This is a genomic window from Herbaspirillum lusitanum (assembly GCF_026127345.1).
Lineage (GTDB): Bacteria > Pseudomonadota > Gammaproteobacteria > Burkholderiales > Burkholderiaceae_D > Herbaspirillum > Herbaspirillum lusitanum.
The window spans coordinates 441159-464769 of the sequence record NZ_QXFG01000005.1; the positions used below are offsets into that span (position 1 = coordinate 441159).

Annotated in this window: 24 protein-coding genes; 12 read left to right on the top strand and 12 right to left on the bottom strand. The window is 53.2% G+C overall.

Going from position 1 to position 23611, the window contains the following annotated elements; translation table 11 throughout:
- Positions 1-17 precede the first annotated feature (17 nt).
- The 6 genes from DXT88_RS06225 to gabD are packed head-to-tail and all read left to right on the top strand — an operon-like array spanning position 18 to position 7757.
- On the top strand, positions 18-851 hold the full coding sequence (locus tag DXT88_RS06225; protein WP_407649270.1) for an SDR family NAD(P)-dependent oxidoreductase: 834 nt from the start codon (positions 18-20) through the stop codon (positions 849-851).
- Positions 852-890: 39 nt separating this feature from the next.
- Complete coding sequence (locus DXT88_RS06230; protein WP_265212018.1) at positions 891-3080, top strand: alpha-ketoacid dehydrogenase subunit alpha/beta; 2190 nt, start codon at positions 891-893, stop codon at positions 3078-3080.
- A gap of 11 nt (positions 3081-3091) precedes the next feature.
- Positions 3092-3592 carry a VOC family protein gene (locus DXT88_RS06235; RefSeq protein ID WP_265212019.1) on the top strand — a complete coding sequence of 167 codons (501 nt, stop codon included), beginning with the start codon at positions 3092-3094 and terminating at the stop codon, positions 3590-3592.
- Position 3593: 1 nt separating this feature from the next.
- Positions 3594-4853: a pyruvate dehydrogenase complex dihydrolipoamide acetyltransferase gene (locus DXT88_RS06240; RefSeq protein WP_265212020.1), complete on the top strand. Its 1260-nt coding sequence runs from the start codon at positions 3594-3596 to the stop codon at positions 4851-4853.
- 7 nt (positions 4854-4860) lie between these two features.
- A complete protein-coding gene (gene lpdA, locus DXT88_RS06245) occupies positions 4861-6270 on the top strand; it encodes a dihydrolipoyl dehydrogenase (protein ID WP_265212021.1) in 1410 nt (469 codons plus the stop codon).
- Between the two features lie 32 nt (positions 6271-6302).
- Positions 6303-7757 carry an NADP-dependent succinate-semialdehyde dehydrogenase gene (gene gabD / locus DXT88_RS06250; protein ID WP_265212022.1) on the top strand — a complete coding sequence of 485 codons (1455 nt, stop codon included), beginning with the start codon at positions 6303-6305 and terminating at the stop codon, positions 7755-7757.
- A gap of 340 nt (positions 7758-8097) precedes the next feature.
- Here the strand turns inward: gabD and DXT88_RS06255 are convergent, their stop codons facing one another.
- Both DXT88_RS06255 and DXT88_RS06260 read right to left on the bottom strand, forming a co-directional pair.
- Positions 8098-8439: a hypothetical protein gene (locus tag DXT88_RS06255; protein ID WP_265212023.1), complete on the bottom strand. Its 342-nt coding sequence runs from the start codon at positions 8437-8439 to the stop codon at positions 8098-8100.
- 667 nt (positions 8440-9106) lie between these two features.
- Complete coding sequence (locus DXT88_RS06260; protein ID WP_265212024.1) at positions 9107-9442, bottom strand: hypothetical protein; 336 nt, start codon at positions 9440-9442, stop codon at positions 9107-9109.
- 144 nt (positions 9443-9586) lie between these two features.
- Here DXT88_RS06260 and DXT88_RS06265 point away from each other — a divergent pair, with 144 nt between their 5' ends.
- Positions 9587-9997 carry a transcriptional regulator gene (locus tag DXT88_RS06265; RefSeq protein ID WP_265212025.1) on the top strand — a complete coding sequence of 137 codons (411 nt, stop codon included), beginning with the start codon at positions 9587-9589 and terminating at the stop codon, positions 9995-9997.
- 3 nt (positions 9998-10000) lie between these two features.
- Here the strand turns inward: DXT88_RS06265 and DXT88_RS06270 are convergent, their stop codons facing one another.
- The 5 genes from DXT88_RS06270 to DXT88_RS06290 form a co-directional block, all read right to left on the bottom strand.
- Positions 10001-10915, bottom strand: a complete 915-nt coding sequence (locus DXT88_RS06270) for a recombination directionality factor (protein WP_265212188.1) — start codon at positions 10913-10915, stop codon at positions 10001-10003.
- Positions 10916-11030: 115 nt separating this feature from the next.
- Entirely contained in the window at positions 11031-12029 is a 999-nt protein-coding gene (locus DXT88_RS06275) for a YqaJ viral recombinase family nuclease (RefSeq protein ID WP_265212026.1), read from the bottom strand.
- Between the two features lie 66 nt (positions 12030-12095).
- Complete coding sequence (locus tag DXT88_RS06280) at positions 12096-13040, bottom strand: DUF932 domain-containing protein (RefSeq protein ID WP_265212027.1); 945 nt, start codon at positions 13038-13040, stop codon at positions 12096-12098.
- Between the two features lie 84 nt (positions 13041-13124).
- A complete protein-coding gene (locus DXT88_RS06285) occupies positions 13125-13445 on the bottom strand; it encodes a hypothetical protein (RefSeq protein ID WP_265212028.1) in 321 nt (106 codons plus the stop codon).
- 7 nt (positions 13446-13452) lie between these two features.
- Complete coding sequence (locus DXT88_RS06290) at positions 13453-13632, bottom strand: hypothetical protein (RefSeq protein ID WP_265212029.1); 180 nt, start codon at positions 13630-13632, stop codon at positions 13453-13455.
- Positions 13633-14411: 779 nt separating this feature from the next.
- Between DXT88_RS06290 and DXT88_RS06295 the strand changes: the two genes are divergently transcribed.
- Positions 14412-15197 (top strand): hypothetical protein, encoded by a 786-nt coding sequence (locus tag DXT88_RS06295; RefSeq protein ID WP_265212030.1) that lies wholly within the window; start codon positions 14412-14414, stop codon positions 15195-15197.
- Between the two features lie 2 nt (positions 15198-15199).
- The gene (locus DXT88_RS06300) at positions 15200-16237 is read left to right on the top strand and encodes a hypothetical protein (protein WP_265212031.1); all 1038 of its coding nucleotides are present in this window, start codon (positions 15200-15202) and stop codon (positions 16235-16237) included.
- On the opposite strand, the gene DXT88_RS06305 is transcribed toward DXT88_RS06300, so the two are convergent.
- Entirely contained in the window at positions 16184-16660 is a 477-nt protein-coding gene (locus DXT88_RS06305) for a hypothetical protein (protein ID WP_265212032.1), read from the bottom strand. The genes DXT88_RS06300 and DXT88_RS06305 overlap by 54 nt on opposite strands.
- Before the next feature lie 297 nt (positions 16661-16957).
- Here DXT88_RS06305 and DXT88_RS06310 point away from each other — a divergent pair, with 297 nt between their 5' ends.
- The 3 genes from DXT88_RS06310 to DXT88_RS06320 all read left to right on the top strand — a co-directional run bounded on the left by DXT88_RS06310 (position 16958) and on the right by DXT88_RS06320 (position 20282).
- Positions 16958-18322 carry a hypothetical protein gene (locus DXT88_RS06310; RefSeq protein WP_265212033.1) on the top strand — a complete coding sequence of 455 codons (1365 nt, stop codon included), beginning with the start codon at positions 16958-16960 and terminating at the stop codon, positions 18320-18322.
- Positions 18323-18502: 180 nt separating this feature from the next.
- Complete coding sequence (locus tag DXT88_RS06315; protein ID WP_265212034.1) at positions 18503-19462, top strand: tyrosine-type recombinase/integrase; 960 nt, start codon at positions 18503-18505, stop codon at positions 19460-19462.
- Between the two features lie 13 nt (positions 19463-19475).
- Entirely contained in the window at positions 19476-20282 is an 807-nt protein-coding gene (locus tag DXT88_RS06320; RefSeq protein ID WP_265212035.1) for a class I SAM-dependent methyltransferase, read from the top strand.
- Here DXT88_RS06320 and DXT88_RS06325 read toward each other — a convergent pair.
- The 4 genes from DXT88_RS06325 to DXT88_RS06340 form a co-directional block, all read right to left on the bottom strand.
- Entirely contained in the window at positions 20243-21025 is a 783-nt protein-coding gene (locus DXT88_RS06325; RefSeq protein ID WP_265212036.1) for a hypothetical protein, read from the bottom strand. The two genes, DXT88_RS06320 and DXT88_RS06325, sit on opposite strands and share 40 nt — an antisense overlap.
- A gap of 76 nt (positions 21026-21101) precedes the next feature.
- Positions 21102-21323: a hypothetical protein gene (locus DXT88_RS06330; RefSeq protein WP_265212037.1), complete on the bottom strand. Its 222-nt coding sequence runs from the start codon at positions 21321-21323 to the stop codon at positions 21102-21104.
- Between the two features lie 423 nt (positions 21324-21746).
- Positions 21747-22319, bottom strand: coding sequence for a TetR/AcrR family transcriptional regulator (locus DXT88_RS06335; protein WP_265212038.1), 573 nt, complete (start codon positions 22317-22319; stop codon positions 21747-21749).
- Between the two features lie 94 nt (positions 22320-22413).
- Positions 22414-23598 (bottom strand): thiolase family protein, encoded by a 1185-nt coding sequence (locus DXT88_RS06340; protein ID WP_265212039.1) that lies wholly within the window; start codon positions 23596-23598, stop codon positions 22414-22416.
- Between the last annotated feature and the right edge of the window lie 13 nt (positions 23599-23611).

A 23611-nucleotide genomic window follows, 5' to 3' on the forward strand; every position in this document is an offset into this window, starting at 1 on the left:
CGAACGCAGTAAATACCGTGAACGCAGAACAGCAGGACCTGGACGCGCATGCCTTGCATGCCGTCGCGCAGTACAAGAATTTTTCCGATCTTGCCGGCAAGGTGATTTTCATCACCGGCGCAGGCAGCGGGATCGGCCGTGCGATGGCCGACGCCTTTGCGGTCAACGGTGCGCATCTGGCACTACTGGATATCAATGAAGAATTGCTGGCGCAGGCGCGCGCCGAGCTGTATACCGTATTTCCGCAAATTGAAGTCGAGACCTACCTGGTGTCGATCACCGATGACGTCGCTGTCGAGCAGGCGGTCAACGCTGCGCAGGCCCGCTTCGGGCGCATTGACGTGTTGCTCAACAACGCCGGTATTTCCGCCAACCGTCCGACTCTGGAGCTGGCGCCTGCCGACTGGCGTCGTGCGATCGATATCAATCTCAACGGCGTGTTTTATTGTGGCCAGTCAGTAGCCCGTCACATGGTCAGGCAGGGCAGTGGCGTGATCCTCAATACCGCCTCGATGTATGGCACCGTTGCCGCTCCCGAGCGCGCAGCGTACTGCGCCAGCAAGGCTGCCGTGGTGATGCTCACCAAAGTCATGGCGGTCGAATGGGCACCTTCAGGCTTGCGCGTCAACGCGCTGGCACCGGGCTACGTGCAAACGGCGTTGGTTGATGAGCTGGTGCGAACCGGCCGCATGGATCTGGATGCGCTGGTCAAGCGCACCCCGGCACGGCGTCTGGGACAGCCCCATGAGATCGCAACGCTGGCGCTGTTCCTGGCGTCCGACAGCGCTTCTTATATCAACGGACAGGCCATCGTCGCCGACGGCGGCTGGTCTTCCTACAGCTATATCTAATACCGAACTCACTTCTACCTCTTTCTGGAGATTGACACCATGTCAGACCATATTGCACTCGCCCCGGCATCGAACTGGGTCGAACTGCGCACTACCGATGCCGACTGGGCTGCCGCTGATCCGGCAGTGCTGGGCACTTTGCTGACCCATTCGCACATGATTCGCGCCTTTGAAGAAACCGTTCTGGAACTGGCGATGGACGGCCTGGTACACGGTCCGGCGCACTCCAGTATCGGGCAGGAAGGCGGCGCCGCTGGCTCCATCGTGCCGTTATTGGCCGCTGACCAGGTCAATGGCTCGCACCGCGGCCATCACCAATTTTTGTCCAAGGCCTTGGCCTATCTGACACCGAACGGCATCGATCCGAAATCCGCGCTGACGCCGGAAATCGATACCTTGCTGCAGCGCACGCTGGCAGAGATCCTCGGATTGGCGCAAGGCTTTTGCAGCGGCCGCGGTGGCTCCATGCACTTGCGCTGGCAAGAGGCCGGCGTGCTGGGCACCAATGCGATCGTGGGCGGCGGCGTGCCGCTGGCGGCAGGCGCCGCATGGGCGCATCGTCATGCCGGCACTGAAAATGTCGCGGTGACTTACTTTGGCGACGGCGCCGTCAACATCGGCTCGGTGCTGGAAACCATGAACATTGCCGCAGCGTGGAAACTGCCGCTGTGCTTCTTCATAGAGAACAACGGTTACGCCGTCTCCACTACGGTTGACGAGGCGACGGCAGAGCCGCGTCTGTCGGCGCGGGGCCTGGCGTTCAATATCCCGAGCTGGAAAGTCAACGGCATGGATCCGCTGGCAGTGTATCTGGCCATGAATGAAGCACTGGCACATATGCGCGCCGGCAAAGGACCGACCATTATTGAGGCCGATGTCTATCGCTTCTTCCATCAGAACGGCGGTTTCCCGGGTAGTGCTTTTGGCTATCGCACAAGGGAAGAAGAACAGTCGTGGCGTCAACGCGATCCGCTGGATCTGCTGGGCAGCAAGATGCAGGCGCGTGGCTTGATCGACGAAGCCGGCATTCTGGCCTTGCGCAGCCGTATCAAGGCATCCATGGCCAAGGCCGTGGCGGAGCTGACGGAAGCCGATCCTAACGGCAAGGCCGGCAAGAAACGCATTCGCCCAGAACTGTGGCCGAGCCCGGATTTCCGCAACGTCGGTGTGCGCGGAGATTTGTCTGAGCTGAAAGGCGCACGCACTGAAGAGCAAGAAAGCTTCAGCGGCAAGCTGGATACACGCAAGTTCATTGACGTGGTCGCTGATGTGATGGATCGTCGCATGAGCACCGATGACAGCGTCGTGGTAATGGGCGAAGACGTGCACCGCCTGAAGGGCGGCACCAATGGTGCGACACGCGGCCTCAAGGACAAATTCCCGGACCGTACGCTGGGCACGCCAATCAGTGAAAACGCGTTTTGCGGCCTTGGCGGCGGCCTGGCCATGGACGGCCGTTTCAAGCCGGTGGTGGAATTCATGTATCCCGATTTCATGTGGGTCGCAGCAGATCAGGTATTCAACCAGATCGGCAAGGCGCGCCACATGTTCGGCGGCGACATCGAAGTGCCGTTCGTCTTGCGTACCAAGGTCGCCATGGGCACCGGTTACGGATCGCAGCATTCGATGGACCCGGCGGGTATTTTTGCAACCAGCCCGGGCTGGCGCATCGTGGCGCCGTCGACACCATTTGACTACGTCGGATTGATGAATGCGGCGCTGGCCTTGAAAGATCCTGTGCTGGTCATTGAACACGTTGATCTGTACAACTCGTCGGGTATCGCTCCTGTAGACGATTTTGACTACCAGACTCCATTTGGCAAAGCGGCCGTGCGCCGCGCCGGTAGCGAAGTGACGGTGCTGACCTATCTGTCGATGGTGGCGCATAGCCTGGAAGCGGTTGAGCTGACCGGTATTGACGCCGAAGTGGTGGATTTGCGCTGGCTGGATCGCGCCAGCATTGATTGGGAAACCATCGAAGCCAGTATTCGCAAGACCAACAATGTACTGATCGTCGAACAGGGTGCGGTCGGGACGTCTTACGGCGCTTGGCTGGCCGATGAAATCCAGCGCCGTTATTTCGACTGGCTGGATCAGCCCGTGCAGCGTGTTTCCGGTAGCGAGGCGTCACCAAGTATTTCGAAGGTCCTGGAGCGTGCCGCAGCCGCACGCACCGAGGAAGTCGTGGCGGGCTTGCAGCAAGTCATGCGCGACAAAGGCGCAGTTTAAGGAGACCCGACATGACTATCAACATGATCGTTCCACTCGAGGTGGGCATTGCCTGCCGTGACTTGCCCAAGCTGCGCGCCTTTTATCAGGACGTGATGGGATTTCAGTTTGTCAGTGAGATTGTGGTGCCAGCGGCAAAGGCTGCGCCCTCCGCATTGTCTGCCGACGGTTATACCGTGGTGCGGCTGCAAACGCCTTATGGCGAGCGCGTCAAGTTGCTGGCCCCGAATACGCCGCCGGCGCAGGCAACAGCAACGCCGGCCGAATACATCTTGGATAAACCCAACGCCAGTTATCTGACATTCATCGTCGACGATATCGATGCTGCCATTGCGACGTTGCTGAAAGCCGGCAGCCGGTTCCTGACGGGCGCGGAGCGCGTCGAGGCGCGTCCGGGCGTCTATCTGGCGTTCTGCGAAGACCCGGAAGGCAACCTACTGGAGCTGGTCGAATATACCGATATTGAGGCTTATCGCCCCGATCTGACGGACCTGAAAAAAGGAAGCAACTGAGATGGCTACATTGATTCGTATGCCCGAGATTGCCGCCAACGCGACATCGGCGGTGATCAAGGAATGGTCCAAGAAAGAGGGTGACAGCATCCGTGTCGGCGAAACCCTCGCCGAGATTGAAACCGACAAGGCCCTGATTGAATTCGACGCAGATCAGGCCGGCGTTCTGGGCAAGATCCTGGCGCTCACCGGCAAGGATATCGAAGTCGGAGCGCCTATTGCGGTGCTGTTTGCAGAAGGCGAAACCAATGTCGATATCGCGGCTGTGCTGGCGGCTGCCGGCGTTGAAACAGCGTCAGGCACACCGGCCACAGCCGCTGCTGCGCCTGCGGCGCCCACGGTTCCCGCCGCAGTACCGACGGCTCCTGCAGAAGGACGACTCTTCGTCAGTCCGCTAGCGCGCCGTCTTGCCAAGGATCATGGTATCGATCTGCAAGGTGTCAAGGGCAGTGGCCCACATGGCCGCATCGTCAGGCGCGATGTCGATGCACTGGCGGCTTCGACTGCGGGCAAGAATGCCAATGCCAATGCTGGCGCGGCATCCAAACCGGCAGCGTCGCCCGCGGCTGACCTGAGCGATGCCGCCTACGTGGAAGTTGCACATTCAGGTATGCGCCGTACGATTGCCCGCCGTCTGAGCGAAAGCAAATCGACCATTCCGCATTTCTATCTGAGCGCTGCCTGCAAGATGGACAAGCTGATGGCTTTGCGCGCAGAAATCAATGCCAGCAGCGCCCGCAAGATTTCAATCAACGATTTTATCGTCAAGGCGGTTGCCGCGGCATTGAAGGTCTCGCCGCAGATGAATGTGAGCTGGACCGATAGCGCGCTACGCCAATATGCGCAGGCCGATATTTCGGTCGCGGTGTCGACCGACGGTGGCCTGATTACGCCGGTGGTGCGTGCAGCGGATAGCAAATCGCTCTCCGCCATCAGCGGCGAAGTCGCCGATCTGGCCGCACGTGCGCGCAGCGGCCAGCTGACGCCGCAGGAATATCAGGGCGGCAGCTTCACCATCAGCAATCTGGGCATGTTCGGTGTGCAGGAGTTCTCGGCGATCATTAATCCTCCACAGGCGGCAATCCTGGCGGTGGGCGCTACATCGCAGCAAGCAGTTGTCGTGGACGGCGCGATTGCCGTCGCGTCCGTGATGAATGTGACCCTGTCGGTCGATCATCGCGCCATTGACGGCGCAGTAGCTGCGCAATGGCTGGCGTTGTTCCAGCGTTATATCGAGCATCCCCTGAGCACCCTGATCTGAGGCGACCATGACATTAGCAAATTATGATCTTGTGGTCGTCGGCGGCGGCCCCGGAGGGTATGTGGCGGCCATCCGCGCCGCACAACTGGGTTTGAAAACGGCGCTCGTGGAAAAAGCCCAATTGGGTGGTGTTTGTCTGAACTGGGGTTGTATTCCGACCAAGGCGTTGCTGCGCTCGGCAGATATCCTGCGTCTGGTCAAGGACGCGGGACGTTTTGGCGTCCAGGTAGCGGCACCGCAGATCGATCTTGCCACGATGGTCAAGCGTTCACGCGAGGTTGCCGGGCAGTTGCAAAGCGGCGTGACGTACCTGATGAAAAAAAACAAGGTTACGGTGATTGCCGGACACGCCCGGCTGGCCGGCGGCGGCAAGCTGAACGTCACTACGGCCGATGGTGTCTCGGCACTTTCCGCAAAGCACATCATTCTCGCTACCGGCGCACGCGCACGGCCATTGCCCGGCCTGACGCCGGATGGCGAGAGCGTCTGGTCATACCGTGAGGCGCTCATGCCGAAACGTGTGCCCAAACATCTGGTTGTCATTGGCGCCGGCGCAATCGGCATTGAATTCGCCAGCTTTTATCACGCATTGGGCGCGAAGGTGAGTGTGGTTGAAATGGCTGAGCGTGTCCTGCCGGTGGAAGACGAGGACATTTCCAGACATGTAGGCGATGCCTTGCGCAAGCAGGGCATGCAACTCTACCTGGGTTCACGCCTGACGAGCAGCAGCAAGCGAAGCAGCGGCGGCGGCAGCGGCGCTGAATGGACCCTCCAATTGGATGGCCAGCATAAGGAAAGCCTGACGGCAGACGTGGTGCTGACGGCTGCGGGCATTATCGGCAATGTCGAAGAACTCGGCCTGGAAGCGACCGCCGTCAAGATTGATCGCAGTCATATCGTTACCGATGCCTATGGTGCGACAGGCGAGCCTGGCGTCTACGCCATTGGCGACGTCGCCGGGGCGCCATGGCTGGCCCACAAGGCCAGCCATGAGGCAGTAATCTGCGTAGAAAAGATCGCCGGTCTGAATCCACACACCCTGGATGTCACCAAGATTCCTGCATGCACATACAGTCATCCACAAGTGGCCAGCGTCGGACTGACCGAGGCGCAAGCCAAGGCCGGCGGGCGCAAGGTGCGTGTCGGGAAATTTCCTCTGGCGGTCAACGGCAAGGCCATCGCGCTGGGCGCAACAGGCGGTTTTGCGAAGGTGGTTTTCGATGACGCCAGCGGGGAGCTGCTGGGTGCGCACATGGTCGGTGAAGAGGTAACCGAAATGATTCAGGGCTATACGATCGCCCGCGAACTCGAAAGCACTGAGGCCGAGTTGATGGAGACGGTTTTCCCGCATCCGACAGTCTCAGAAAGCATGCACGAAGCCGTCCTGGCGGCGTATGACCGTGCCTTGCATATCTGACGACCAGCATTTTTCTTTTGAAAGAGATTCACATGCTTACACTGAACAGACCTGAATTATTCCGTCAGCAATGCTACATCGATGGTCAATGGGTGGACGCCAATGACGGAGGCGTTATCTCTGTCAATAACCCGGCCACGGGCGAAGTCATCGGGACGATTCCCAAAATGGGCGGGAGCGAAACGCATCGTGCGATTGATGCTGCCAACGCCAGCTGGCGCGGCTGGCGCAACAAGTCCGCCAAAGAGCGCGCAACGATTCTGCGGCGCTGGTTCGATCTGATGATCGCCAATTCGGATGACCTCGCAAAAATCATGACCGTGGAGCAGGGAAAACCGCTGGCGGAGTCCAAGGGCGAGATCGCTTACGCGGCGTCTTATCTGGAGTGGTTCGGCGAAGAAGGCAAGCGCGCCTATGGCGACACCATCCCGGGCCCGTCGTCCGACCGCCGTATCGTGGTGGTCAAAGAGCCGATCGGGGTATGCGCGGCGATTACGCCCTGGAATTTTCCGTCATCGATGATCACCCGTAAGGTGGGGGCCGCGTTGGCAGCGGGCTGCCCGATGGTGGTCAAGCCTGCTACCCAGACGCCTTACTCGGCATTGGCGTTGGCGGTATTGGCGGAAGAAGCGGGTGTGCCGCCGGGTGTCTTCTCAGTGATTACCGGATCGGCTGCGGCGATCGGCGCTGAAATGACCAGCAACCCGATTGTGCGCAAGCTCAGCTTTACCGGATCGACCGAGGTAGGCCGCATCCTGATGGCGCAAAGCGCCGGAACGATTAAAAAAGTGTCGTTGGAATTGGGCGGTAATGCGCCGTTCATCGTCTTTGACGATGCGGATCTGGATGCCGCCGTAGAGGGCGCGCTGGCAAGCAAATTCCGCAATACCGGACAGACTTGCGTCTGCGCAAACCGGTTGTACGTCCAGGACGGGGTCTACGATGCTTTCGCGGAAAAGCTGGTTGCCGCGGTCAATAAAATGAAGGTGGGAAATGGTTTGACGGCTGACGTCAGCCAAGGGCCATTGATCGATGAAAACGCGGTTGCCAAAATAGAAGAACACATCGCCGACGCGCTGAGCAAGGGCGGCAAAGTCATCGCCGGCGGCAAGCGTCATGCGCTTGGGCAGACGTTCTTTGAACCGACAGTTGTGCGCGACGCGAATTCGAAAATGCTGGTAGCAAAGGAAGAAACCTTCGGCCCGTTGGCGCCATTGTTCCGTTTCAAGTCAGACGAGGAAGTCATCGGCCTCGCCAATGACACCGAGTTTGGTCTGGCCAGCTATTTCTATACACGTGATATCGGCCGTGTCTGGCGCGTTGCTGAAGGTTTGGAATATGGCATGGTTGGCATCAACACCGGCTTGATTTCCAATGAGATGGCACCGTTCGGAGGCGTAAAGCAGTCAGGTATCGGGCGCGAAGGTTCGAAGTATGGACTGGACGACTATCACGTCACGAAGTATCTCTGCATGGGGGGTATTTGACGCATACCCAGCCCATGAAGGCGGCAACGTCTTGCTGCCATCCCCCCAGACTGTTCATTGTGGTGATGCGTACCTGATTGGACGGGCGGCGAGTCACATCTGACACTATGTCGACCGGCGCCGACGGCGAAGCACAGCGGGCCGGAAACAACGTGCAGCCTGTAGACGGTTTCCTCAGTTCTGCGCTGTGTTGGCCATTCTGTTCGATCGGAGAGGGGCGCGTGCGCGGCAGGAATTCAGATCTGTGTGTTTTTCAAGAAAAAAATCCATTCCTTAAACCCCACTCCTTCTCGCCGCTGTTTTGACGAGGAGGAATGGGATAGTGTGTCAGATTAGGAAACTAACTGCAGTTACGCAGTTCCTGAATTCGAAAGCCAGAACGCTTTGCCCAGCCCAGGATTCTTCCTGCATTTGGGTTGGCATCGTTAAAGCCTGCGGTTTCCTTCAACTGAATAAAACCATTGGACTCCTTAACGACGGTATAGCCATTGAGCGACGCGAGTAAAACCTTGTCGCTCGTTTCTGTCGGCGTGGCATAGATATACACGGGTTTCTTGAATTGCAAGTTGCCGTTCTTTGCCGTGCTTGTTTCTGGAAATACGCATTGCCCAGCCAGACCGGCAGCATGGACTGAGGTAATGGCGACGAAGGAGAGACAGAGGGTGCTGATGAGATTTTTCATGCAGTGCCTTTCAAGTAAAAAATGGACGAGGTCCACAAACGAATAAAGCCGGGCAAGCCCGGCAGGAGAGAACAGTTGAAAAAAGGGAGGGGCTACGTAGGTGGGAGGGGCGGCAGAAGGCTTGAATCCAAGACTGGAGCTGCGGTCTTTTGCGGGATAGAACTATCTTCAATGAGCAGCTCGCAAGTACCGTAGCCGCCCGGATTCTTCTGGCTTATGGGACTGAAAATTCCCTTCATCTCCGCGCATGCATCCCGGGAAATTATGAAGACGCGTGACGTTTTCATGTTTTGTTCCGAGCAAAGAAACCATTGCAATACGCGTTCATGGCTAGCCCCTTATGCGGATTAGTACCAAAACAATGAACATGGCCAGGATGACAAATTTGGTGCGTTTGGGAATCGTCTTCAATTCACCGCTCTTCACAAAATAGATGTCCCCGGTGAAGGCAATGACCAAGAAGAGCGGCATAAACAAGAGGACACTGGCAATCGCGAACCAACGTTTTCGATACCAGGAAACCTGTGCATAGGTAGTAGGTATTGTTGCTCCATTGTCGGTTCTTGGGGCGCCGCACTGCGGGCAGCTAGGCGCGCTTTCATGGAGTTGGTGAGAACAATGAGGGCAAGAGATAAGAGAAGTCACGTACGAGGTCTCCAAAGAGAAGTTAAGGAAGATTGCCAAAACAGATCAGCAAACCTAGGCCAGCAAGCACCAGGGCAATGACAGACAAGGTTTGGCCAGGTTTTTTCTGATAGAGAGAAATACTGCCAAGGACGATGCTGACGACACCGAGTAAAACGATCCCCACGATCTGGTCTTTATCGCGGTGATTGAAGTCAAAACTGGCCAGAAAAGCGAGGCCGCCGACGATGACTGCAGTAATTGACATCCAGTGGGGGCGCGATGTCGAGCTATTTGCTTGAGGGGCTCCGCATTGCGGGCAATGCGGAGCCTCGGAGTGGATCTCTTTGCCGCATCCGCGGCAGAATACTGTAGTCAATTCAATGCTCCATATTGAAAGAGGGATTTATGGCTTACACGTGGTTAGTCAGATATTTAAAACGAGATGTATTTTAAACCAATTAAGATATAATTATCTCAATTGGTTGTAATGTGATAGCGCCATGTGCAGCAAAATAGGCACATGCCTACAAATGATGAAAAAGTCGCTTTTTCCAAAAGATTGGAATTAGCGCTTAGACGCAGCCCCGACGCAGTCGAAGGTGCGACAGAACTTGCATTGCAGTTCAGTCTTCGGCATTCAGGTGCTGCTGTCTCCACGCAAACCGCCCATAAGTGGCTAAGCGGTCGGGCGATTCCAACCAATGAAAAACTTGTAACGCTCGCCAAATGGTTAAACGTGGAAGAACATTGGTTGCACTACGGATCGCCGCCGGTGAAAGCCGATGAGGCGTCAAAGAAAAGAACCGGTAAGGCTGGCGATGCTTTGCCCTCTCCGGACGCTATTAAATTGGCGGAGAAAATTCAAGCGTTACCCCCACATAGACGGTATTTGCTTGAAGAATTGGTTAGCCAATTAAAAGATCAAATTTAAATCTCAATTGGAAAGCGTCTTCCGGGATGCTTGTAGTTTTAGTTTTTCGGTAAGTGTCGGTTTAGTTGCATTGCCAGAGGAGCCATTTGGAGTTTCGATGGTTTTTAGTTCATTGTTTAGTGATGGAAAGAACTCCTCCAACACTTCCGGCATTTCCTCTTCCGATTCCTCAAAACTCCCCTTAGCAAATCCTTCCCTGCCGGCAGCATCCAAGGCATCCTGGTCGTAACCAATCTCCCACCGCCGGTCCTGTGTTTCTCGCGCTTCCCTAATTGCCTGCTCCAAGGTCATCCCTTCTCGTACCGTCAGGTCGACGTAGTAGATGGGTGTGCGATGCGATTGCACCGTACTCTTCCCACGTAGACGTAGCTCCAGTGGTAGGCAGGCCAGCAGGTTGCCGGAGACTGCCTGGTAGTAGTGCAGCCGCGCACTAAGTGTACGAATGCTGTTGTAGCCGGTAGTTCGGAAGATGAAGCTGCCTAATTCATCCGCAGCATCGATCTGGACATTGAGCCGGCCATAGGGTTTGCAGCCGCCTTGTCCAAACTCGCAACCTTCCGGCGCTGGGCAAGGAAGCTCAGCTATCCCGGAGGCGGTAAAGCGCTTGCAGGTTTCTCCGTTTCCCATGCACAGTGGCCTCCCGGTCTGACGATCAAACAAAGAATAGGCCGCTCGCAGATTCAGCTCCGGCTCACTGAACATGACCGTGACAGGGATGGCGCGCAGTTTTCCACCCCCCGAGGTTTCTCTAAAAATGCCATCGAGCGGATGCGGAACCCAGCCTTCGTGATGTTGCACTTGGCTGGTGATGGTGAATTGATCGTCCTTCTCAGGAAGGCGACGGCCGTTCTTCTCCACCAAGCGGCCAATGGAAATTCGGCCAAGAAGAGGTGGGGTAATACACAAACCTTTGATCATGATGGTGAGCTCCATGAAATACGCCCGCTCCAATCTTCGCAAAGGGCGGGCATGCTGGTACAGCCCGATGCGAAACGGGCCAGGGGGTGTTGGTGACAAAGAAGGGCGGATGAACTCAGGTAGAAACTAGGAAACGACGGCTGCCAGGTTTGATCAGAGGATATTGCTTGGCCAGCTCAGGGTGGTCGAGAAGAAGGTGCTCCACATCCAGCCCGACACTATCTTTTGCCCGTTTCCAGGAGACAGTGCCGACATCAAATTGAGCTCTGGTGGCGCCGTTCATCCGTTGCTGGATGGTTTGCTTCAGTTGAGATGCATGCTGTTCCAGTAAGGCGATTTCAGACTGCAACGAAATCAAATCCGAAAACGCCGTCGACATACGCGTATCCTGGGTAAAGTCCACAACCGGGTCGATGTTGTGTGGGTACAGGCATTGCAGAGCCTTTCCTGCAGACTCAGAGCCGTCTGCAGGCGGTGGCGTGTCCGTCTCCACGTAATGCCAGAAAGCGCGTTCCAGCATGATGAGGTTTGCGATCAAGGACTCATCGCGATCAACACGAAACACCTGGATTTCTTGGCCGCAAATCAATACACACACATCAGCTGCTGCCTTTCCGGTAACTGCCAATTGATGCTGGACCTGGCAAAGCACATAGTCCGGCACGCCATCCCGCCATAAGCGGGTACCAAACTCCCCCGCAGTCTTGCATTCCAAGATCTGAACGCTCGGTGTTCCCAGTATTTCCCGGTCAATGTTGGCCAGCATCCAGGCCTTGTCCGGATCAGGATGCTGTAAGACGGCATTGATCTTGCGTACTCTGTTGCCGGTGCGACGTGTGTAATGCGCCGCCACGATGGGTTCCAATAAGCTTCCCCAGTAAAGCGGTGTGGATTCATCATTGGGATCTACCTTGGGCAGCAGATGATCACGTCCCGACTTGATCATCCACAGTTCCAAGGGAGACTGGTAGGGGTTAAGGCCAACGGCCGCTGCGGCGTCTGAGCTGCCAATACCGTTCTTACGGACCGTCAGCCATTCATCCCTGGTCAGCGTGGAGGTATTGACCAAGCGTAGCGCAGGGCGGCTGTTCTTGAGTTGTTTCTGATGATGCATCGCGTGTCCTTTCAATAAAAAAGCCCGGTGAGCGAACTCAACCGGGCTTAACAGGGAAAAAATCCACTAGCGCACCAGCAATAGCGCCTGATCCAGGGACTTTTGTTTCAGGGTGGCGCCAGCGCCGAACCATGCAGAATCTAGCCTGTGGTCCGTACTTCGCGTACGCCGTTCGTGATCCACAAACTCTGTCACCGCGTTCAGGAGCCCATAGGCAGTGCCTTTGGCCGAGGCCAACTCCGCGCCACGCCCATTGCCTTGAAACAGATCTAGGATCTTTTTCATGGCACGGTCGTTGGGTAGTGCTGCGGAGCTGGTCATCTCCGCAAACAGGTCCTGTACATAGTGCTGGGCCTCCTGATGAGTGACTTTGCGCTCCGATAGAGTCTTCATGCGGTAGATAAAGCTGTCCCAGCCAGATACCGAGATGTCCAACTGTTTCTTGACAGCCTGCGGGTTGAAGCTGGTGGAGTGGGGGACCTTGACAGCGCCGGCGCCATTGGCGAGTGCCACAGCGAGGGTGTTATTGCAGACCACACGTACACTGGTGAACTGTGCGGTGGTCGCCAACGTGCCATCGCAGGCGGTTGCCAGCAACAGGTAGCCGTTGACGACGTCCTTTCTTTTCAAGGTCGCCGATTGATTGGTCTTGGCCAGCGCCCAGACTTTGCGTCCACCTTTGAGCACGCCAGCCGTTTCCAGCGTAAAGCCGCCAGCCTCGGTGATATCCCGGTAGAACTCCAGAATCTCGCGGGGTTGCACCACCTGATAACGACTCGAGACTACGGACAGCGGCTGCTCCGTATCCGAGCGAAAGAGCACCTTGTGGTCCGGATAGAGCACGCTAGTCTTTTCCCGACTATGGAAATAGACCGGGGACTGTCTGATGTTCCAGTCCATACCGGCTTGTTGCGCCCAGACTTCAATGGGCTGGTTAGGGGAAAGACGATTGCCCAAGCCGTGCCAAGGCGTGGCATTGGCATAGGCCATGGTTTCGATGAGATGTGCCATAAGGCTCCTAAAAGCATAAAGCCCTCCACGCCGCAGCAAGCGCGACATGGACGGCTAAATAGTCATGAGAAAAGAAGAGGGGGATTAGCGCTGTGGCAACCGGAAGACGTATTGGCAATCACGGCACTGATAATTGTCGAGAACGTTCTCGTCAATCATTTCTCCGAGGGCGATGCCGGCGACGCAACCTGTCGTGCCGCCGACGATGGCACCAATGATGGCACCCGCCAGACTTCCAGCGGGACCGGCGACGGCACCGACGACTGCGCCCGCTTCGGCGCCGGTCGTCACACCGCTGATGCCAGCTGCGCAACCAGCGATCGTTCCGACGACACCTCCGGCGCGTTTGCCATAATTTCGAACGTGAACGCGCTCGGACTGGCATTGTGGGCAGGTCAAACTCATAGCAACCTCAGGCGTGGTGATCGGAATGTGTTGCGGGTACGGTACGTGGTGCCCGCACAACGTAGAACGCAGTTTTGGGTGGGACGATTGTTCTCTTGGTGATCAGGCGTTGGCCGATGTGGCAGATGGCTGTCGTCGAGACGCTGGAGATGAGACTGATGAGAATCGTCGTGGCGAACTTTTGCATATAAAGGCTCCTTGAGTGATGGACAACGTAACGAGACAGGCTTCATTACCTAATCTCACTGAAGGAATATATGTTTGAGATTTTTTTGGATCGCTCAAATGCAAAGTGTTAGACGTGCCTAAAAAGAAAAATGGGAGTCAATTGTTCGTCCAAATCACCCGAATGCGTGTAACGTAAATTGAATTGTTCAGGCGCCTTCATTTTCAACATACTTCGCAGGCTTTATGGCGAACGGCAATAAGTAATTTGGCAAAAATTTCAGACCTGTTTACATAAAAACTCTGATGTTATTGGTCGCATACACACGCCTATTTATAAGGCTTTTCGAAGATCCTCAGTATGTTTAGTTTCTATTAAAAAAAGCGTAACAACTCGTTACATCCGCAAAGATTAAAAGATAGAATCTGTCCGCATAGCAATGATTTTTCTCGTTATATGGGAATTTCAGTGTGTTTTGCCGCAGGAAGTTAAAACGGCGTCCAAAAAACAATAGGGGTAGCGTTAGGGGCAATGTCATCCAGTTGATGCGAATTTGTTCGCACGCACTCTCTATGTCTGTCGCAGGGCGGTAAGTTGATTTTTATTTCCATGCCCGAAAGAGCGATAGGCGCATGATGTCTCGCCTGAGTAAATTCGAAACGTGTTCATGCATATGGTGCCGTTGTTTGATAGCAGCGCGGCCTATGAAATGGGTGTCCGTTGAATCTGGTTTGAGTTAGTTAACGCGAGCGGTTGGCTTGAAAACTAACGTAACAAAAGTCGATAGATAACAGAAAAAAATGAATCCAATTTCTTTGATGTCATGTCTCCTGGGAGTCGTAGCGCTTCTTTTTTTTAGTGTGGCTGACGCTGCAGATAAAGTCTTAACACCTGCCCAACTAGAAGCGAAACGTAAATGCCCAACTGGGCCTTATAACCGATGCGGAGAATTGGTTGGTGCGTATCCGAAATTTAAAAATAACCCACCCGCTAAACGCGTTATTGGCGGATTTAACTATCAGATTCCCGCGGATTTTTTTCAGAGTCTTGATCCAACTGGTCAAAACAATCAACTCATCGCTTACTGGATACCTTTGGCTCATAAAGTGGATGGTAGTGAGGTTGCAGGAACGTTGTTTGCACGTGAAAGCATGAAGTACGGATTAATTTGGCCGTTTGGAGTGCGAATTTCGATCCAGAGTAACCGCTATCCGGTTAAGCATCCCAGCAAATATAACACTTGCATGGGGGGGGGAATTCCTGGCGAGAAACTTCCTACAAAGATGTACTTTGATATGACCGCATATAGAAATCGCTCGAAGGATTTTAGTATGGACACCTGTTATGTTTCCGACGATCCGAAATATGAGTATTACCCCGGCATTCCCGTTACGTACATCGTCACTTATCCATACAGTCAAAGAAATGGAGTGACCGACACTCCTGCAGAGGAGCGTGCTGTCGGAGGTTTTGCGATTCGAGATGATAAGGTTTATGTCGAATATATGTTTCAGTCAGCGATGTTCCCTTATTGGAAAGAGATTCATCGTAGCGTTTTAGCTCTCGTTAAATCTTGGGAGCAATGAACATGCCGTATACCTTTAGTACGCAACAACTGGATAAAATCAAGGTACTTTCGGATGCTGCTGCAACTGCGTATAAAAACGACAATAGTACGAAAGGCGCTTATGCCGAGGTGTATCAATATATCGCGGATGTTCTAGTCGGGAAGGTAGATCAAGTAGCTGGTTCTGCGGCACCAGCTACGTTAGGGGCGGACGTACAGCAAGTGCAGTTATGGTTTGCAGGAGCCGCTCGTGCCAATGCTGGAGAGGGGCCATTTTCCGTTTTGATCCGGGAGTATACCCAGGCTCAGGGCGAGCTGCGTGGAATGGGGCGCTTCACCGATGCACAGATGCAAACGGCGTCAAATGCAGTTGGCTTGGCAGCATTAACAGACATACTTGATCCAGACAATGGTGGTGCCCTTTTGAGCATTACAAACATTGCAGATAAGGATGCCACCGCAGTAGGTCGTGTTTTGTTTCCCGATATTCCGAATTCGGAAAAAAACCCCGCTTGGTCAGGGGTCGTATTGTTTGGCATGCTTGGAAGTGATCAGACTTGGCGAGTCTACGGTCCGAACGGAACATATTCGGATGTGACGCAGTGTATGGATACTGGGTACGCCTACCAAGCTCTCAATAAGGCGTTGGGTGTAACAGCATTGGGTAATGACGGTGTGCTCAATCTGAATTTTGGCGAGAAGGATTTGGACATCCTGGGAGGGATGTGGAATCTGCAACACGGTGGAAATGCTGATACCTCAACGCTTTCACCTGGTGCTGTTATTGCGACGACGATACAAGAGTCCCTTGGGCCGCTTGTCGAACCCTTAGTTGGAGCACAACGTGTATTGAGTGCTCTTGCGGCGAATTATGCCGCGTGCAATGCACCTTCGCCCCCTAGTCCCGGGGAGCAAACTCCAGCAGATGACCAATCATCTCCACAGCCTAGCGATTCGCATCAAACTATTCCTGGCGTTCCTGATGGTAAGGACGTTCTGCAGGTATCACCGGGCAACGCTGCGTCCGGGAATAAATTGTTCGTAGTATTCACTTGTTGAACTCAAAGGCTTGTGGAGTCTAGATGCCTTAAAAGGCCCTTGAATATCGCGCCCAAATGATCCGTTTCTGATTTTAATTAAATAGTCTTCAGAAAGAAATTCTCCGTTGTTCCATGCGGCAGGAATACGCAACTTCAACGCATTCGCTTGTTGTTTGAAGAAGATTTTATCCGATGCAGCAGGCCATGTCGGCGTATTCGGAAGTACCCACCCGACGAACGCACCGATATTTTCATATTCACGCTTGTAGCCGATTTTCCCAGATTCTTTAGTCACAAAGCGAGGCTGAAGACGAACAATGCGTCCAGATCTAGTGATGGTTAGCGCGAAGGTGTCCGGAGATATATGAAGATGGACGCCATGTTTTTTCGCCCAATTTTTTATATTTGTTAAATGATTTAACGGCTGAAATAGATAAAACACGGATGGATGAGCGCATGTGTAGAAATCTCAAATTGTACAATATGTTGAAATAGATTAAATTTTAAAAATATCGATTTTGCATGGTCATGGTGTCGTTTTTGGATGCCGTCTTTGCGTGGGTAAAGCGTGGTAGAGAAAGGCAACTAAATCAGCTGACGAGGTAGTTCCGCACATGGGGAATTCAGGGCAAGCACACGAAAGAGAACGAAGCTTACGCTTGAAATCACGGGCCATCGATACGTGACACAACTGCCTGGCTATCGGCAATAATTAGGCGTTATATTCACAGCCGATCCCATGTTAAAAACATTACCTGCGTTGAGTGATACCCGTGTCGCAGAAGCCATGCTCGACGCATTGCCCGGAAATCGAAGATCCTTCAGTGAGCTCGCACATGGGTGGCGTGTCCGTCGTTCTGACTGCCAGATTGCGTCTGGCTATGTCTCAGATAACGCGCAGGGAAATGCGGTTGAATTCGCGTTGAACCATGACCGATTGGTAGATACTCAATCGGAAGTCCTAGCCATGTTGCGCTGGTTACAGTATCAGCGGCAGCACTACGGCGAGCGGGACGTCAATGTCCACCAGCGCAGTGAGGCCGTCAGCTGGTTTCGTATTGGCTTTGCCACGCTTGATGAAGCGTTGAAATTCCTGCAGGAATTCAAGTCCGAGCGACAGCGCTTCGACTTTCGTGCGCGTTGGCAACTACCCGAAGGCGCAGCTATTTCACTCGTCGAAACAGCTGTCACTGCTATTGGCAACCGCAGCAATGAAGAATTGGCTTTGGCCTGCATTCCTGTGCTGATCACGCACGTGTTGGCGCAACGCGACGAGGTCATGACCACGATAACCTATGAGGATCTGGCCGAACGACTCGATCGCCGTGACATGCATGGCGATCCGATGGCGCTAGGGATGGGGGATGTGCTCGGCAGAGCAATGCTACATATTGATCAAGCCGCCAAGCTTATGCGGGAGGAGGTTCCGTACCTAACTACCGTCGTGGTTGACAAGTCCGGTCCTGATCGCGGCCTGCCCGGCATCGGTCTAGGGGGGCGTTGGCCGAACTATCCGACTTTGTCTCGCGAAGAGAAGGCCGATCAGGTTGAACTGGAATATTTGCGGATCCTGCGATTTGGAAGCCACTGGCGAAACGTGTTGTCGGTCCTTCAACTTCCCGGTGATGCACCTGATTCGAACGCGGCTGACGGAAACCGTAGAGACGGCCGCGCAGGCGGCGAGTCTCCACAGCACCGCGCGCTCAAGGAATTTATCGCCGCGCAGCCGGCTCTGGTGGGAGCACAACCAGATATCCAGTCGCATTGCGAATATGGGCTTCGTTCTGGCGATGCCATTGACGTGCTTTTTAAATCCGCTACCGAATGGATCGGAGTGGAAGTTAAGGCGTCTACCTCAGATGGCAATCTCCGCGATTACGAGCGCGGTCTCTACCAAGTCGTGAAATACAAAGCGGTGTTGGAAGCCCAAGCGCGGATTGACCACCCATTGCGACCACCCAAGGTACGTGTTCTCTTGGCGTTGGAATTGGCGCTTCCACTTGAATTGCGTCCTGTAGCTAAAGCATTGGCCGTGGATCTGATTGAGCATATCGGCGAGCAATCCGAATTCGCGATTGCGAAAAACATGCGCTGGTCTGTATAGCTTGGGGAAATCAGTGTCTGTCGATAGGGCGGCCTCGACCATGAGATGTCTTTAAAAGCTGTTGCAGCAACAATTCTTCCTGTTTTCCCGTGTCCGTCCTTAACCTTAGTCAGAGAAACCCGTAAGAGTGGATGTCCTAGTACTTCAGAATACTATTGCCTTCCCAATTACGGAGGTCGTATGGATTTATCTGAAGCGAGTAAACTATTCCTGAAGTATTGCGAAGTAGAAAAAAAATTAAGCCCTCACACAATCAATGCCTATCGGGGAGATTTACAGCAATTTGAGAAGCAGGTTGATTTTCCTAAGTCACTCGATAGATTTACAGAAATATGGATTAATTCTGCGATCCATGTCTGGCGCTCGGATCCAGACCTGAAAGCATCTACGATAAAAAGACGGCTTGCTACTATCAAAGTGTTTGTGCGCTGGCTATTTCAAGAAGAGCTAATAGCATCGAACATCACAGAGCGACTACGGCTAAAAATTAAAATTCCTAAGCGTCTTCCACGTAATGTCCAGACGTTAGAGATGAGGAAACTCGTTGCCGTTGATCCTGAGATGCTTGCAGAGCGGGTACTCGTCAACGGGAAGACTTTATGGGATAGGCGCCAATGGGACCGCCTAACGGCCCGGCTAGCTATTGAAATTCTCACTCTGACCGGCGTGAGAGTAGGGGAGCTGGTGAGTATCAAGATCCAGGATATAGATCATACCGCCAGACAGATTTATATTCTCGGCAAAGGTAATCGAGAGCGCCGGGTCGTTTTTCCTGACCGAGTGACGTCGACAAGAATCCGTGCATATCGGCAAAGCGTGCGACAGCGATTTGGGAATGACGTTACCGACGCTCTTTTTTTAAATGGCCTGGGAAGGCCGGCGACTGATCAGTACATTAGAAGAATAATTCGAACATTTGCCGAGAATGTGGAGCTTATTAAGAGAGTAACGCCCCATATGCTGAGGCACACGGCTGCGACGCAGCTTTTGGAGGCAGGAGTTGATATTCGCTTTGTCCAGAAATTATTGGGACATGCCAGCATTACCACGACAGAAATCTATACGCATGTGGCAGACCATGCGTTGCGAGAACGGATTTCTCGGGTCAACGTCCGAAAGCGCCTAGAAATCAATCGATAACTAGGAATTATCGATGAGAAATTGGCATAACAATTCGGGAAAACCATTAGCATCTGATGACTGGCTTGAGGCTCATCACTACGCCAAACTTCCCGAACGTACAGCATTTGCGCAGCAGATTGCGGCTCACTCTCCCCGGCGCATAGTGGATTTAGGTTGCGGTACAGGCCTCTGGTTAGAACTATGTGCAGAAGCAGTAGATGCTGAATGTGAGCTCATCGGGATTGATTTAGACCCAGAGTGCTTACAAAAGGCAAAGAAGAGGCTTCAGCGGTACTCCAATCCTAAACAGTTCCTGACCGTGGATATCGAGAACAATGCGGCGGCTCTCCCCGATGCCGATATCTATTTGGCTTTCAACATATTTCCTTACATATCCGATTTGCCGGCGCTTCTTCGCGCTCTTCGAAGAAAAATTCTTCCTGGCGGAAGCTTAGTCGTCAGGCAGTACGATGGCGCCTTACTACGAGTGGGCCCAATGGATAACAAGGACCGCCAAATTATTGATACAAGCTTGATGGCGGCCCTCGCAGGAAGCGAACAATTCAAACACTATGATTTGGACCGAGTTTTCGAAACCTTACGTAAAGCTGAATTTTTTGAATGTCAAAACATAGACTTTGAGACTTTCCGGCGAGTATCACCCTATCCGGAGGAATTCAAAGATTATTTCCTGAACACGATGAACTGGACATCTCGTTATGTCAGCGAAGACGCAGCAGAGAGACTAATATCGTGGATGGAAAACAAAACTGATGGTGCATCCCAAGGTAGTCCATCTTATTTCGTTGAGGTGGATTTAATAGCTTGGCTATCATGATCGTTCGCCGCTGAGCGCCACAGCATATGAAACTGGACCGAAAACATCTCGACAATGTGAGTATCTCGAGACACTAAAACAATCGGATCCTGCCCGGTGCTTCTGAAATCCCAATTGAAGAGCACTTCCTTTTCGCCGCTTTTGTACTCCAACAGAATGAAATTTATCTGTGGCTCTGCATGGGTAAGTATTTTGAATTTATAGCGGCCCGCCTTACCTGAATTGATACTCATGGTTCGCTGATGAATATCACGAAGGCCAGCAGTCGCACCCAGATCGCCCAAATCTTTCCATATCAGTTCATCCCGACAGTAGGAGGGGATGTCTCGGTTGAGCCGATTAAAAATATTGCTTTCGTAAAGTTTTTCGGTGGCACGCTCGATTTCATCCGACGTGTTGAGTCGAGTGTTTTGTACCTCGCTAAGAATGGGCAAGCGGCTATGAATATAGCGAAATGCCGCCTCTGGCGAACCGATCTTCGTAACGTGAAGATAATTTTTGATCGCGTCATAAAGTCTGTCCGAATATTGAGCCGACTTTTGGACCTCCGTTACAGTAACCAGCCATTGCCCTATCATAAGTGTCACCATAGAGAAAAAGAAGGCCGCGATGGCCTTCGTTTCCTTAAGTCCGAGAGGGTCAATCCAATAGCTGACTACAAACGTAACAATGGCTACGATCGGCCCCCCGATGACTGGCAGCCAGACATTTAAGATTCGGCCTTCTTTGTCAAAAAATCTCACGATAATTCCTAGTTATTGATTGAAGTATTTTTTGTAATAACCACTAAACAACTTTTAGTTTTGCAGACAGTGAAAGTTATCGCTTATAGCTGTAAATTTCGATGTTCGCGCGAGGGTCTATCTTGCGAAGATAGCGCTGAAACGCCTCGCCATTTTCTGTCGTTAAAGCTGCAATTTTTGAGATTTTTCCACAAACGCGACACGTGAGTTTTTGTTCTTGGATAGGACGCGAACTGCTGGCGATTCGGATGACCGGCATCTGGCATTGGGGGCAAGCAAGGGCAATGTCATCCTTCATGGGATTTTCTCGTTATTGGCTAATTGTGGAGAGGAAGAATCTGAATTCGTCGGTCTGAGGGTAAGTTTATCTCAGATTATAGAAACGTATTGCTGCCTAGTCCTAGGATGGTCAAGAGTGATCGTACTACGTGCGTCCGAACTGCCGAATCGTGAAGATTTTCGTGCAATACTTGATGGTGCCTTGGTCGCGCGATTTCGTTTTTTCATCTCTTCGCAATCTCAGCGCCATAGATTTTTTGCTAGTTTTATGCCTGAATTTGGCTTTTTATAGTTGTTGAATTTGAGTGACTAGAATTCTACATTTCGCGGAAACGCTGTAAATCAGCACGACTGACGTCGAAGGATTGCATGCGTCAATACCCTTAAAGTTTGGCGAGCGAGCTCACCGCATGTTGAGTATGTAGGCGATCTGCCCCCTGCGCTAATTCAATATAAATTCAAAGGCGAGGGTAAAGAAATCATTTAATGGGGTCCGGCTTTTTTCTGCCTTCATTCGAATCAGAGAACCTTGCCAGGAATTGAGTAGAAAGCGGGCGATTTGATCCACATCTAGTTTTGAATTTATTTCTCTCGTGGCTTGGGCTTCACGCAAAACCTGTGCAATGAGACCACTCCAGATGATATAGCCATCCCGAACCGCCGCACGTATCCTTGGATGAGATCTGGACAGCTCTGTTCCAAAATCAGCGATCATGCAGCTACGCTCATACTCCCATTGATCATGCCGGCCTGCTAGAAATTCGAAGTGACAACGTAGCCGCTGCAGAGGTGCTTGCTTTTTGTCCAACAACATTTCTGTATGGGTTTGCTCCTGATAACGTGAAAGCGCTGCCAGCGCCATCAGTTCCTTGCTCTTAAAATGATTGAAGAATGAGCCCTTGGGTATCCCCGCCGCAGTTGTGATGTCTTGGACAGCGCTGGCATTGAAACCATAAATATGGAAGATTTCAAGACCGGCTGATATGACTTTTTCTCTGACGCTAGGTTTGCCCATCGTTTACTCCTGTAAAAGCGCTGACACTGATTTTCTCTATGTTGATGACGGAGCTATTTTCCGGATGACCTATCTGCCGGCAAGCTAAGGCAACTCACAATACTTCCAATGCCAGCGCAATTCCTTGTCCGCCACCAATGCACAGTGTGACAATCCCTCGCCGCAGACCATCTGCCAGAAGGGAATGAACAAGCCGTACAGTCAAGATTGCCCCTGACGCTCCGATCGGATGGCCATGCGCAATTGCGCCGCCATCCACATTTACCAGTTCTGGGTTGATTCCTAGTTTGCGAATCAACGCCAACGGCACCGCCGCAAATGCCTCGTTAATTTCAAATCGGTCTACATCGCCAATAGACCAACCTGCACGTGCGAGCGCTTGCTGGATGGCCGGAACTGGCCCCAGTCCAAATAGGCCTGGTTCCACAGCGCCAACACCGAAGGAGATTAGTCGCGCGACCGGTTCAAGACCTAAATGTTCAGCTTTTGCGCGGTTAGCCACGATCATGGCTGCAGCGCCAGAGTTCAATCCGGGAGCGTTCCCGGCCGTGATCGTGCCATCAGACCGAAAGGCAGCTTTGAGCTTTCCTAGGGTCTCAACAGTCGTCTCGGGACGATTGGACTCATCCTTGTCGAACACCTTTGTCTCGCGACCAACTTTGACATTGACGCCGACGATCTGAGAGCTGAAACGTCCAGCCGCCTGTGCTTGAGAAAAACGTTGCTGTGAGCGTGCCGCCCACTCGTCCTGATCCAATCTTGAGAGGCCAACATTTGTGACCAAGTCCTCCGTATGCCAACCAGAGTGCTGCCCCGAGAATGCATCGTTGAGGCCATCGCGTAGCATGCTGTCGTACATGATGGAGTCGCCCATGCGGTTTCCCCAGCGACCGTTAGGAACAAGATAGGGGGCTTGGTCCATGTTTTCCATGCCACCTGCGATCGCCACGTCGGCAAATCCCAGAAGAACCTCCTGGGCCGCGCTCGCGATAGCCTGAGCCCCTGAACCGCAGACGCGGTTCACCGTCAGGGCCGGCACCGACACGGGAAGATTGCCGCCAATGGCAGCTTGTCGCGCTGGATTCATGCGCCCGCCCGCTTGGATGACGTTGCCCATGATGACGGTATCGACCTTGTCTCCCGGTAGTCCAGAGCGCCACAATGTTTCGGCAATAACGACGCCGCCCAGTTCTGTTGCAGGAATAGCCTTGAGCGAACCGTTATACGTTCCGATAGCGGTCCGAACGGGATTGCAAATTACAATTTCTGTAGCACTCATTTTTTTACATCCT

What these genes read in the sequence shown, in the direction of transcription:
- DXT88_RS06230 (WP_265212018.1), top strand. Translation starts at nt 891, where the DNA reads ATGTCAGACCATATTGCACTCGCCCCGGCATCGAACTGGGTCGAACTG.
- DXT88_RS06235 (WP_265212019.1), top strand. Translation starts at nt 3,092, where the DNA reads ATGACTATCAACATGATCGTTCCACTCGAGGTGGGCATTGCCTGCCGT.
- DXT88_RS06240 (WP_265212020.1), top strand. Translation starts at nt 3,594, where the DNA reads ATGGCTACATTGATTCGTATGCCCGAGATTGCCGCCAACGCGACATCG.
- lpdA (WP_265212021.1), top strand. Translation starts at nt 4,861, where the DNA reads ATGACATTAGCAAATTATGATCTTGTGGTCGTCGGCGGCGGCCCCGGA.
- gabD (WP_265212022.1), top strand. Translation starts at nt 6,303, where the DNA reads ATGCTTACACTGAACAGACCTGAATTATTCCGTCAGCAATGCTACATC.
- DXT88_RS06255 (WP_265212023.1), bottom strand. Translation starts at nt 8,439, where the DNA reads ATGAAAAATCTCATCAGCACCCTCTGTCTCTCCTTCGTCGCCATTACC.
- DXT88_RS06265 (WP_265212025.1), top strand. Translation starts at nt 9,587, where the DNA reads ATGCCTACAAATGATGAAAAAGTCGCTTTTTCCAAAAGATTGGAATTA.
- DXT88_RS06270 (WP_265212188.1), bottom strand. Translation starts at nt 10,915, where the DNA reads ATGATCAAAGGTTTGTGTATTACCCCACCTCTTCTTGGCCGAATTTCC.
- DXT88_RS06275 (WP_265212026.1), bottom strand. Translation starts at nt 12,029, where the DNA reads ATGCATCATCAGAAACAACTCAAGAACAGCCGCCCTGCGCTACGCTTG.
- DXT88_RS06280 (WP_265212027.1), bottom strand. Translation starts at nt 13,040, where the DNA reads ATGGCACATCTCATCGAAACCATGGCCTATGCCAATGCCACGCCTTGG.
- DXT88_RS06285 (WP_265212028.1), bottom strand. Translation starts at nt 13,445, where the DNA reads ATGAGTTTGACCTGCCCACAATGCCAGTCCGAGCGCGTTCACGTTCGA.
- DXT88_RS06290 (WP_265212029.1), bottom strand. Translation starts at nt 13,632, where the DNA reads ATGCAAAAGTTCGCCACGACGATTCTCATCAGTCTCATCTCCAGCGTC.
- DXT88_RS06295 (WP_265212030.1), top strand. Translation starts at nt 14,412, where the DNA reads ATGAATCCAATTTCTTTGATGTCATGTCTCCTGGGAGTCGTAGCGCTT.
- DXT88_RS06300 (WP_265212031.1), top strand. Translation starts at nt 15,200, where the DNA reads ATGCCGTATACCTTTAGTACGCAACAACTGGATAAAATCAAGGTACTT.
- DXT88_RS06310 (WP_265212033.1), top strand. Translation starts at nt 16,958, where the DNA reads ATGTTAAAAACATTACCTGCGTTGAGTGATACCCGTGTCGCAGAAGCC.
- DXT88_RS06315 (WP_265212034.1), top strand. Translation starts at nt 18,503, where the DNA reads ATGGATTTATCTGAAGCGAGTAAACTATTCCTGAAGTATTGCGAAGTA.
- DXT88_RS06320 (WP_265212035.1), top strand. Translation starts at nt 19,476, where the DNA reads ATGAGAAATTGGCATAACAATTCGGGAAAACCATTAGCATCTGATGAC.
- DXT88_RS06330 (WP_265212037.1), bottom strand. Translation starts at nt 21,323, where the DNA reads ATGAAGGATGACATTGCCCTTGCTTGCCCCCAATGCCAGATGCCGGTC.
- DXT88_RS06335 (WP_265212038.1), bottom strand. Translation starts at nt 22,319, where the DNA reads ATGGGCAAACCTAGCGTCAGAGAAAAAGTCATATCAGCCGGTCTTGAA.
- DXT88_RS06340 (WP_265212039.1), bottom strand. Translation starts at nt 23,598, where the DNA reads ATGAGTGCTACAGAAATTGTAATTTGCAATCCCGTTCGGACCGCTATC.